This is a genomic window from Spirochaetota bacterium (genome assembly GCA_026415295.1).
GTDB lineage: Bacteria > Spirochaetota > JAAYUW01 > JAAYUW01 > JAOAHJ01 > JAOAHJ01.
In genome coordinates this window covers 22,092-34,380 of the sequence record JAOAHJ010000006.1, presented here as the reverse complement: position 1 = coordinate 34,380, position 12,289 = coordinate 22,092, and the positions used below count along the sequence as shown (strand labels likewise).

At 21.8% G+C, this 12,289-nt stretch carries 10 protein-coding genes; all 10 read right to left on the bottom strand.

The window, feature by feature from the left end; translation table 11 throughout:
- Nucleotides 1-10: 10 nt before the first annotated feature.
- Nucleotides 11-367 (bottom strand): ornithine aminomutase subunit alpha, encoded by a 357-nt coding sequence (locus N3A58_01765; protein MCX8058126.1) that lies wholly within the window; start codon nt 365-367, stop codon nt 11-13.
- A 14-nt stretch (nt 368-381) separates the two neighbouring features.
- Entirely contained in the window at nt 382-1,851 is a 1,470-nt protein-coding gene (ortB, locus tag N3A58_01760; GenBank protein ID MCX8058125.1) for a 2-amino-4-oxopentanoate thiolase subunit OrtB, read from the bottom strand.
- A gap of 94 nt (nt 1,852-1,945) precedes the next feature.
- Nucleotides 1,946-2,239 (bottom strand): 2-amino-4-oxopentanoate thiolase subunit OrtA, encoded by a 294-nt coding sequence (gene ortA, locus N3A58_01755; protein ID MCX8058124.1) that lies wholly within the window; start codon nt 2,237-2,239, stop codon nt 1,946-1,948.
- A 58-nt stretch (nt 2,240-2,297) separates the two neighbouring features.
- Entirely contained in the window at nt 2,298-4,517 is a 2,220-nt protein-coding gene (locus N3A58_01750; GenBank protein ID MCX8058123.1) for an ATP-dependent helicase, read from the bottom strand.
- 12 nt (nt 4,518-4,529) lie between these two features.
- Nucleotides 4,530-5,186, bottom strand: a complete 657-nt coding sequence (locus tag N3A58_01745) for a sigma-70 family RNA polymerase sigma factor (protein MCX8058122.1) — start codon at nt 5,184-5,186, stop codon at nt 4,530-4,532.
- Nucleotides 5,187-5,263: 77 nt separating this feature from the next.
- Nucleotides 5,264-6,535, bottom strand: coding sequence for a phosphatidylglycerophosphatase A (locus tag N3A58_01740; protein ID MCX8058121.1), 1,272 nt, complete (start codon nt 6,533-6,535; stop codon nt 5,264-5,266).
- Nucleotides 6,536-6,595: 60 nt separating this feature from the next.
- The gene (locus tag N3A58_01735; GenBank protein ID MCX8058120.1) at nt 6,596-7,882 is read right to left on the bottom strand and encodes a MiaB/RimO family radical SAM methylthiotransferase; all 1,287 of its coding nucleotides are present in this window, start codon (nt 7,880-7,882) and stop codon (nt 6,596-6,598) included.
- Nucleotides 7,866-9,014: a helix-turn-helix domain-containing protein gene (locus N3A58_01730; GenBank protein ID MCX8058119.1), complete on the bottom strand. Its 1,149-nt coding sequence runs from the start codon at nt 9,012-9,014 to the stop codon at nt 7,866-7,868. Before N3A58_01730 ends, N3A58_01735 begins: the two co-directional genes overlap by 17 nt.
- Before the next feature lie 92 nt (nt 9,015-9,106).
- Nucleotides 9,107-9,814 carry an outer-membrane lipoprotein carrier protein LolA gene (locus N3A58_01725; GenBank protein ID MCX8058118.1) on the bottom strand — a complete coding sequence of 236 codons (708 nt, stop codon included), beginning with the start codon at nt 9,812-9,814 and terminating at the stop codon, nt 9,107-9,109.
- Between the two features lie 136 nt (nt 9,815-9,950).
- A complete protein-coding gene (locus tag N3A58_01720; GenBank protein ID MCX8058117.1) occupies nt 9,951-12,188 on the bottom strand; it encodes a DNA translocase FtsK in 2,238 nt (745 codons plus the stop codon).
- Between the last annotated feature and the right edge of the window lie 101 nt (nt 12,189-12,289).

Below are 12,289 nucleotides of genomic sequence, written 5' to 3'. Positions count from 1 at the left end.
AATCCTAATTTTATTGGAATAAATTTTCTATTGGGTACCCTTCGATAATTTTTTGTCCTGCTTTAAGATAATCTATCCTCTCTTTTTCTGCTAATTTAAGGACAATATTTCCTGCTCCATGTCCTAAAAGATCTTTTTTTATAATTTCTTCTACAATAGCTTTAGATTGAATAGAATTGAATCCCATTCTTAATAGTACTGATCTTTCAATTGATGGAGATGTATGTGTTTTAGCTAATTTAACTAAGGGATCTACTATTTTTTCTGTTAATTCCCAAAATCTTTTCTTTAATTCTTCATCTGATAAATTTTTTAAATGTTCTCTTCTTTTTTCAAAATCATCTTTTCTTTCAAGTCCTGATTTCATATTTGACTCCTTTTTTAATTTTTATTTTTTTCTTTTTTTATTTCATTTAATAATTCAAAAATTGTTTCTTTAATCCAACTAATTTTTTCATTAATATCAAAGGATAAAAATTCTAAATCAACATCTGTAATTATTTCATTATAGAAATTTTTAATTATATTTCTAAGATATGATTTTTTCAAATTTTTAAGATCAAGTTCATTAAGATAAAAATCAGAAATATTTCTTGGTAAAATAATATTTTTACCATTAATAGAATCTCTTGGATCTCCTCTTTTTATTTCGATACCATTTTCTTTAGCAAAGGAAAGTTGAGCTTGAGGATGTTTTCCTGCCCCCGTATATTCAGTTTCCTGAACAACAATTATTTGATTAGAATCCATTTCCATAGCAAGATTAATAGCACCTGCAAGGGAAGTATTTCCAGCTGGGCCTCTTTCAAGGCCTTCTAAAGCTGAAAGCATCTCAGTTGCATAAAAAACTTCACCTTGTGTAACAGTAATGTATCTATCCATATATCTTAATGGTCTTGCAGCATTCTTTGGTGTATCTGCTCTATCTGGCCAAGTAGCAAAAGGAACTCCAAATCCTGTATGTCCTGTTGTAAAAGATTTTTTGTTAAAATCATTATCTGATGCCATATGCAAACCACTTAAATCAACTGAACACCCTATTATTTCAGTATAATTAGTTTCTTTAAGCTCTATTTTAGCTTTTAATATTCCTCTTGCTGTACCAGTTAAATTTCCACCACCTGCATGTGTAATGATAACTGCATCTGGATCTCTTCCTTCAATTTCTCTCATTTGATGAATCAATTCCCATCCTAAAGTTTCTACACCTGCTATAGCAAATGGGGTATATAAAGAAGCATTGAAGTAACCTGTTTCTTCTAGTGTTAATAAAAGAGAATAAAATAATTCAGGACCAACAGAAGACATAATAACTTCAGCACCATATGCATCGCAATGCCTTGATTTTTCAACAATTTCTGGTTGACCAACGAATCTTGAATCAAAAACTTCCTGAATTATTATACAATTTAAACCTTGCATAGCAGATTGGGAAGCAACAGCAGCACCATAATTTCCAGAAGTTGCAGCAACAACTCCTTTATATCCAAGTTTTTTTGCTAAATATACAGATAAAGCAGCTCTTCTTGCTTTAAATGATCCAGAAGCATTTGCTGCTTCATCCTTTATATAGATTTTAGCACCTTTTCCTTTTTTTGCATATTTTCTTACAAGTTTTGTAATGTTTTCAAGGTAAAATAAAGGAGTATTTCCAACCTTAAATCTATTTTGAATTTTTAATATTTCAGGGACTGAATAACCAACATCTTCCATCATTTTTTCATAATCAAAAGCGATATTGGAAATATAATACTTTGAGTAATCTATTCCAAGAGACTTTTTCATTATTTCATTTTTTCTTTTCATTACTGCTTCATAACTTTTATCATTCAATTTAATATTTTCATTCATAATTTTACCCTATAAATTTAATTTATAAGTATTTTTCTTAATTATTTATTTAATGATTAAAATAATTAATTATTTTTTTAATATTAATTTTTTATTATAAATTTTTTAATTCTTGTTTTAATTCATTATTTATATCTACAAGCTCTTTAACAAGATTTCCGAAATTATGCCTAAAAGTAGGATTTTCTTCAATAAGTCTTCCTGTAAGTGTTCTTCCAATTCTAGTTTTTATCTCAACAATATCTCCAATATTTGCATCTTTTTTAAGATAACCTATAGCATGAAATATATAAGGAACTTTTTTTGTATCATCAGGGATATTTGCTGTTCTTTCTTCAGGTTTTAATATAATACATTCTATTTTAACCCAACTATCTTTTTTTATCATTAAAACCTCCAGAATTTCTTTATTAAAAAATTCTACATAGAAACTATAATAAATTAAATTAATTTATCAATATTTTTATTTTTTCACCTTTATTATTGATACATTCATAAATTTTTATATTTTTTGATATTTCTATAATATTGATAATTTTTAGTTTGCCATAATTTTTATGGTTAATAATTAAATCTTCATTAATGTTTATATCTAATATTTCTTTTGTGCTTAGATTATTTTCGATTTTATTATTTTTATTAAGATTTAATTGATTATTAATTTTTATTAGTTGGTTTAATTTTGAATTGTAGAAATAAAAATTAACAAAATTTAAATTTTCTATACCTTTTAAAAATAAGGAAGGTTTTCCAAAATTTTGCAAAAATATTTTTAAGTTTTCTTTTTTTGTATTCTGTATTTTATTTATTATATATTCATATGAATAATTAGTTAAAGAGTAACTGGTAATATAAAGAATATCTTTTGCCCTTGTAGAAGCTACATAAAATAACCTTCTTTCTTCTTCTATATCTGCATTTTCAATATCTTTTAATCTTATTAATGGGAGTAAACCATTAGTAGCCCCAGAAATAATTACTATAGGAAATTCAAGGCCTTTAGCCAAATGTATAGTCATTAATTTAACGCCATTAAAATCATTAGAATTCTTTTCTCTACTATATAAAACAAATTTTTCATAAAAATCTTTAATGGTTGAAGATTTTAATTTGTTTTTGAATTCAAGTGCTATTTTTATTAAAGTTTCGTAATTTTCTTTTCTTTCTTCTATTTCTTTTTCATCTTTTGATATTTTAATAAAATATTCATCTAATTTAAAAATATCTTTTAATTTTATTAAAAATTCTACAGGTGAGTTATAATATTGTATAAGATCAATTATTTTTTCTCCAAAGTTTACAAATTCACTATTTTTTTTGTATTTTATAAGATAGTTTACTATTGAGTTATCTTGAACAAAACCTTCTTTTTTTGCAAAATGAATAAAATCTTCAATTTTCTTAGGCCCTATACCTATTCTATTAATGTTAATAAGTTTTGAAAAGAGGTAAATTGATGATTGATTTAGAATAAATGCAATGAAATCAAAAGCAATTTTAACTTCTTTTCTTTTAAAAAAAGATATTGCTCCATAAATTATATAACTAATATTTTCTTCTAATAGAGCTTTTTCGATTAAACCAGATTGAAAATTTGCTCTGTATAAAATTGCTATATCAGAAAGTTTATAATTTTGATTAATTAAGTTTTTTATTATAAAAACTATAGCATAAGAATCATCATAATTTGTATTTGTATTAACTAAATTTACCTCTCCTTCTTTATTTAAAGCATTTTTAAGTTCCTTTTTTCTTCTATTTTTGTTTTGAGAGATTATGAAATTAGCAAAATTTATAATATTTTTCCCAGATCTAAAATTTTCAGTCATAAATATAATTTCTGAATTGGGGAAATCAACTTCAAAATTCAATATATTATTAACATCACCTCCTCTAAATGAATAGATAGCTTGATCTTCATCTCCAACTGCAAGCAAGTTATTACCATTATAAATATTTTTTAATATTTCTTTTTGAATCCAATTAGTATCCTGATATTCATCTACCAAAATATATTCAAATTTAAGTTTAAAAAAATTACTAGTATTATTATTTATAAGTCCTTTTAAAGAAAATATTAATAGATCTTGAAAATCAAATAGATTGTTTTTTCTTAAAAAATTTTCGTATTCATAAAAAATAGTTTTAACATAATTATCTTTTTCAAATTTTAATTTTTTATAAACAATTTTTTCTTTGTTAAAATCAATTTTATCAAGTTTAATAAAATTTATTTTGTCAATTAAATAGTTAATAGAATAAATTTCATCGTTTAAGTAATTGTTTTTATTGTTGATTTTAATTTTTGAAGTTAAATCTTTTATAATTTCTTCTTGATCATCATCATCAATTACTGTAAAATCAGGGTTAATATTAAATAATTCAGGATGTTCTTTCATAATTTTTAAACAAAATGAGTGAAATGTTGAGAAATATGGAAAGATTTGATTTTCTTCTTTTGTTATCCTTTTAATAATCTCATCAGCAGCTTTGTTAGTAAAAGTTAATGCTACTAGTTTGTTTTTATTGTAACCATTATCTAATAAATATTTTATTTTTTCTACTATAATTCTTGTCTTACCTGATCCAGCTGAGGCAATTACAAGTATTGGTTTACCAATTAGTTTTACTGCGTAATCTTGAATTTTAGTAAGTAGTTGTTCCATTATGAGATAAATTTACTTTTTTTGTTCGATTTTTTCAAGAATATTTTTTAATGCAACTATTAATCCTCTTTGATTTAATAAAAATGATTTTTCAGTTTCAGATAATTTTGAAATTAGTTTATTTTTTGCTCTATATAAAGCATTATCTATAGTTTTCTTTTCTTCATTAATTAGCTTTGATATCTCATTATATGATTGAAAGTTAAGATAGTGTAAAAAAACTTTTCTTTCTAAATTTGTGAAGTCAAATGAAAAAATATTTTCTATTTTATTGTAAAGTTCTTCGGAAAATATTATATCTTCTTCTTTGATTTCTTCAGAAATAATTTTTTCTATTTCCAAAAAATTAAAATTTGACTTTAGATATTGATTAATTTTTTCATTTTTCTTTAAATAATTGATTAAATAATTCTTAATAATTTTGTATGTATATGAATTAAAATTGGTTTGAGAGGTTGTGTTAAAATTTTGAATAGATAAAAAGAAAGCATATGAAGCTTCCTGGAGAAGATCTTTGAAGTTGTTATTTGAATCATTAATAAAATTGTAAAATTTGGAAACAATTTTTACTATAAAGAAGTAATATTTACTATAAAGCGCATTTTTTGCTTCATTATTTCCATCTTTTGCCAGTTTTATATAATTAATTAAATCAAAATTTTTTATCATCATGTTAATTTTTTATTTTTAAAAGTATTATAACCTAAATATTAATCGGAATTTTATTTTTATAAATATAGATAAAATCAAAAGAAAAATAGAAAGATAATAAAAACTAAAATTATAAAACAAATAAAAGAATAAAATCCAGCAATTAAATCATCTATTAATATTCCTAAACCACCTTTTAGTTTCTGTATTCTTTTAATCCCTAATGGTTTAAATATATCAAATAATCTAAAAAAGAGAAAGTTTATTATATATATTATTAATAAAATTTGTTTTATATTTGTGGATAGAAAAGTAACCAAAATATTAATTTTTTCTGAAATAAAGGTTGATTTTCTGTAAAAAATTAAAAATAATAATTGGGTTAAAAAAAGATTTAATGAGGCCCCAGCTATTTCATCAAGTGTAAAATTCTTAGGATCATTTTCTTTATATAAGTCATTTGCTTTATTTCCAACAAATAAAGTTATTAAAAAGCTTGATAAAAAAATAATTCCTAAATAAAATAAATTAAAATAAGAATTATATGATATAACATTATTACTTTTATCAAAATTTATAAATCTTAAAAATTTTACAAAAGATTTATTTGGTAAAGTAATAATAAAATATGAAATTAAATAAAATAAAAATGATGAAAATGTTCCAGGAAAATATGGAAAATATCCAGTATAAAAAAAGGATGTTAACATTCTAAATAATGTATTAATTGATTCTCTTTTATTTTTTATTATATAATCGTATGCTGAGGAATATGCAAAATAGATTATTATTAAAAATAACACCAAAGAAAATTCCTTAAATAAGAACTTTGGCAGATTGTATTTGAAATTTAAAATATAAATTATGAAATAATACGAAAGTGCAAACATTTGTATTGTTGTTTTGATTTTTGCTATAAAAGAAGTTTTTAATTTAACATTTTCTTTATTTAAAAGATTTAAAGTAGCATTAAATTTTACTTCCTTATTTTCATTTTTATTAAGATTAATAAAATCAGTTTCTATTCTTAAAAAAGTAATAAATAATTCTCTTATTAAAAGCATTATTATAAGAATTATATTAATAAAAATAATTTTATATAAAGAAAATAGAAAGAAACCAGTTAATACCAGAAATTTATCAGCAAGTGGATCTAAAAAAACCCCGATTTTAGTTATAAGATTATACTTTCTTGCAATTTTTCCATCAATATAATCTGTTATTGAAGCAATTATAAAAATAAGAAAACTTAATATAGTAGAAATTAAGTCTTTTTTGCTAAAAAAGATTATGAAAGGTATTATTAATATAAATCTTAAAATTGTTAAAATATTCGGAATATTAATATATTTTTTTATTTTTTTCATAATAATTTCTTATAATATAAATATTTTTTTATAGTAAATTTATTCAAAATATTAACTTTTTTAATTAATTTCTGTTGCAATTAAATCTTGTAAAATTGAATCATTGATATAAATTTTTAGAAAGTTTCCTTTTCTGTATTTTAATATATCATTTTTAGGATTTTCTAATATAGTAATTCCATCAATTTCCGGTGCTTGAGAATAGATTCTTCCATTTATAATAAATTTATTGTTATTGTTCAATATATTATCAATTATCATATCATAAGCATTATTTATATATTTTTTAGTATTTTTTGAATGCATATCTTTTAGCTTTTCATTTAATATATTCAATCTTCTAATCTTTTCTTTTAGAGGAATCTTGTCTTTGAATTTATATGATGGTGCATTTGACATATCTGAGTAAATAAAAGTTCCTACTATATCAAAAGGGAATTTTTCTATTTTATCTAAGAGAAATTCAAAATCATTTTTAGTTTCACCTGGAAAGCCAACAATTATTGTAGTTCTTATAGAAGCTTCGGGAAATCTCTCTTTAATTGAGAAAATTATTTTTTCTATTTCTTCATAACTTTTTTTTCTTCCCATTTTTTTTAGTATATTATTAGATAAATGTTGTACTGGAATTTCAAAATATTTTAGAATGTTTTCTATTTTATATATTTGTAAAAAATCATCATCCCATGAATCAGGGTTTAAGTACATAATCCTTATCCATGGAAAATTCATATTTGATAATTTATACATTAAACTAATTAGTTCTTTTCCATAGGATAGAGTATCCTGTGAAACAATGATTAGTTCTTTAGTATTCCTATATTTTAATCTTTTTGCTTCTTCTAAAATTATTTCTTCTGGATATTTTATAAATTCACCTTTAATAGTTGGAATAATGCAATAGGTACATTTCTTTGAGCAACCTTCTGATATGGCAAGATAATTATAGTGTCTATTTTTAGAAATATCAAATCTAGGTGAAAATAAAAGATTGTTTTTTGAGTTAAAAAAATTAAGTAATTCATCATAATTTAATATAAAATCTGCTTCATAAAGTGATTCCTTTAAGTCTTTTCCAAAAGGGATAGTAGCGCAACCTGTTAAAATAATTTTTGATTCAAGATTATTTTCTAAAATAAATTTTTTAATTTTTAAAGTTTCATTTATAGATTCTTTTAAAGCATCCTCTATAAAACCGCAACTATTTATTAATATAAAATTAGCTTCATAAATATTTTCTGTTAGATCAAAATTATTTTTAGTTGCTATATAAGCTATTTTTTCAGAAATTATTTCATTTTTGGGACAACCAAGAGATATGAGAAAAATTTTATTCTTTGAATTCATATGTTATTTTGTACTCTTTGCTTGTTTCATCATAGATATATTTAATAATTAAAAACCCATTAAATGATTTAGGTAATTGAATTTCTTTTGAATTAATAATTATAGAAACAAAAGGAAGATGTGTTATATGTATTTCAATTATATTTTTACCAAAAATTCTTAAAGGATTATTTGGAGTTAATATTTGTTCCTTAGTTTCATTATTATCAACTATATATTTTATGTAGCAAGATTTTCTTGATTTGATTTCAACATTAATATTAGTATCTGAAGATTTTGGTAAGATAGATTGATTTTGTTCTGATGAATTTTGTTCGTTTTTTGAAGAGGTTACTTGATTTGCTACTATATTGTTTAAATCTGGTAAATTATCAGATATTTTTTCTATAGTTAAATAAATAATTTGTGGATTATTTCTTGAAAATGATTCAAGTTTTATAAGAAGATCATTAGAATCATTATTGTTTGAAAAACTAAAATATATTTCTTCTCCTTCACTAATTATGTATTCTGTATTTGTTTCATAAAAATATAATGTTATTTTTCTTTCATTTATATTAATATCTTTGTATAAAAAATGTAAACTTACAAGGTTTGGATATATTATGCTTATTCCTTCTTGTGGCAGTAATTCTTTTATTATCTTTTTGTCTGAAAACTTAAAAAAGTTTTTAAATTTCTCATCTTCTTGATTTGTTGGTTTTTTTGAGACTGTTTTTGAAATCTTTTCTTCGTTTGTATTTGATGCAATTTTTTTTGTTTTATTGTTAATAAAAATAAAAAGAGAAAAAAATAATATTACTATTAGAATACCAGCAATTATTGAAATATATTTTATGTTTAGCAATTTATTGTTTGTTAGAGGTTTTGTGAGTTCTTCCATTGGAATTGGCTCTTCAATAAGCTTAAGCCTTTTGTAAAGCTCTATCAATTCATCAGGATTTAAACCTAATGATTTAGAATAAGTTTTTAAAAATCCAAGATAGTAAGCTTCACCTGGAAATTCTTCATAATTATCATTTTCAATAGCTTCAAGATACCTTTTTGAAATTTTTGTTTCATTAGCAAGTTCGGTTAAAGTTTTTTGAAGTTCCTCTCTTTTATTTTTGAGTATTTTTCCAACAGAATTCATTTTTAATCCTTTAAATTTAGAATCAAAGTATTTTTCTATAATTAATTTAATATTTATTAAATTTATTATTTAAATATTAAATAAAATGTTTTTTAATTCATTGATTCATCAATTATCTGAACATTAGAAGGGATAAAATTTTCATATTCAAAAAAATTATCTGCAAGAGAAACATTAAAAGATACATTTTTAAAATAATAAACTACAACTTTTCCACTTTTAGTTGTCCCTGCTTGATAGACAATAAATCCATCATCTCTTACATAAAGTTCAAGTTTAGCAAAACCAGCATTTGGTGATATAGGATATCCAATAATTTTATATACTTTAAATTGATTGAATTGAGATAAATTTCCATCAGTCAAGAATTTAAAAGAATAATTATTAAGTAAGTAAGATAATGATTTTTTTGAGTTTTCAAAATCAAGAGTTCCAATTTTTGATAAATCCTGTTTTATAACAGCAAAAATTGATGAAATGTAAACCCAAAGAAATTTACCATTTGTAACTATTTCCCATTGATAAGGTTTCTCAAAAGATACCCTTAATTTATTTGGAAATTTATAGTATATTTTACCTTCATTCTCATTAGCTATAGAATCTGATTTTGTTTTAGAAAAATAAACAATTGTTCCTTCATAGTCTTCAATAGATGAATATTTTTGTTTCATTATTTCAATAAGTTCATTAATATTAAAAACTTGGGTAGCATTCAGAATATAAAAGTTTTGTTCAAATAAAAAAATAATAAATATAACTAAAATTAATATATTAAATCTATTTTTAAAATTTTTATTCATTTTTTACCTTTTAATTTTCTTTTTTTTAAAATATAAAATCTCGAATAAAAATCAATAAAAAAATATAATTTTAATTTGAAAAATATAAGAATTACAAAATATGTTTAAGAACATAAAAATAGTTATTATATTTTTATCAAATATATATATCTCTGGTTTTATCTCCTTTTAATTTGCTTATATAACCTTTTTCTTCCATTAATTCAATAAGCCTAGCAGCTCTATTAAAACCAATTTTTAATCTTCTTTGCAAATATGAGGCTGATACTTTTTTTTCATTTTTAATTATTTCAAGTGCTTCATCAAATAAAGGATCACTTGTATTAATATCATAATCCTCCTCATCAAATTTTTTCTCAATAGAATTTATCTCATCAATAATATTTTTATTTTTATAATTTATATAATCGTTAGCAACTTTTTCGACTATATTTTTAACTTCTTCAGTTTTTATTAAAGCTCCTTGAATTCTAATAGGAGGATAACCTGTAAATGAAAAAAGCATATCTCCATTTCCTAGAAGTTCTTCAGCTCCATTTTCATCAAGAATTATTCTAGAATCAATTTTTGAAGTTGTTTGAAAAGCAATTCTTGATGGCAGATTGGATTTAATAATTCCTGTAACAACATCTGTTGAGGGTCTTTGAGTTGCAAATATAAGATGTATTCCTACGGCTCTAGACATAGATGATAATCTTATGATTGATTCTTCAATATTTTTTTGTGCTACTTGCATAAGAGAATAAAACTCATCTATAATTAAAACAAGATAAGGAATTTTATTTTCCGCTATTTTATTGTATGATTTAATGTCTCTGCATTTATTATTTTTTAATAGTTCATATCTTTTTTCCATTTCAATTATAAGCCATTTTAATGCTTTTGAAGCTAAGTCTGGATTTATAATAACTTCACATAAATTATGTGGTAGATTTTCATATAAAGATAATTCAACTCTTTTTGGGTCAATTAATATTAAATTTAATTCATAAGGTGTTTTTAGTCCAATTAAAGAACAAATTATAGAATTAATACAGACTGATTTTCCAGAACCTGTTCTTCCTGCAATTAATAAATGAGGAGTTTCAGTTAAATCTATTATCCAATCTTTTCCATCTATATCTTTTCCTAAAATAATAGGAAGTTCGTATTCTTTTAAAAGTCTATCATAATTTCTTAGAAATATATCGTCAAAATAAACTGTTTCTTTTTCCTCATTAGGTACTTCTATTCCAACAGCCTTTTTCCCAGGTATTGGAGCTAGAATTCTAATTTTGCTAGCTGATAAATTGTAAGCTATATTTTTTTTTAATTTTTCAACTTTTACAAGATTTACCTTCTCATTAATTTCAAGTTCAAACCTTGTTACAGTAGGCCCTTTTATATAATTTATTATTTTTGCTTCTATGTTAAAATCTGATAAAGTTTTTACTATAATTTCTCCTGTTTTATTGAGTGAACCTTTATTTTCATTTATTTTAGTAACAAAATTTTTATTTTGTTCTAATAGTTCAATAATACTATTCTTTTTATTTTCTTTTTCTAAATTTGTTTCAAAACTATCTAAACTTAATTCTACAATATTTTCATTTAATTCATTTTCTTTTTCTTTAAGCCTTTCTTCTACAACATTTTCAAAATAATGATCTTTTTCTATATCATTTTCTGTAATAAAAATTTCTTCTTTATCTACCATATTATTACTGTAATTTTTAAAATTTTCTTTATTATTTTCTATTGATTCTTTTTTTAGAAATTTTGATAAATTTTCATCTTTAATTTTCTCTTCCTTAAAATTATTTTCATTATATTCTTCATCTATTAAAGATTCATTATCAGATATTACCTCTTTTATTTCATTTTTTATAATTTCAGATTTATGTATCTCTTTATTATAATTTTTATTTTCTGTGTTAATTGAATCTTTTTCATTTTTTATATCTTTTTCTTGAAATAGTTTTTTTTCTAATATTGATGCATTAATATAATCTATTAAATCTATTAAGATTATGGACATATAAATAAAATTAAAAATGAATGATATATTGAAAAATATTAAAGCTACTGAGTTATTTTTAAGAAAGTTTTCAAATAATGAATAATTTGAAAAATTGTATTTAATATTTGATTTAATAAAAATAGGCAATAATAAAAGAGAAAAAAATATTATATTTAAAAATTGCTTATATTTTTTTTTGATATATAATAGATTTATTATTGAATTTATTATTAAAAAGAATGGGAGAAGTTTAAAAGATATACCAAAAATATAAACTAAAAAATTTAAATATTCTGTAAAAAATAGAAGGTATATGATATAAGAACAAAATACAACTAATATAGTTAAAAATATTTCTTTTAAATATAATTTCACAAAATTATTGTAAATAAATATTTTTATTAGTCAAGATATTTTATCCTCAAGCTTTTAGTTTGTTTTTGTTATAATTAATTTCAAAATTTAGTTTAAAAAAA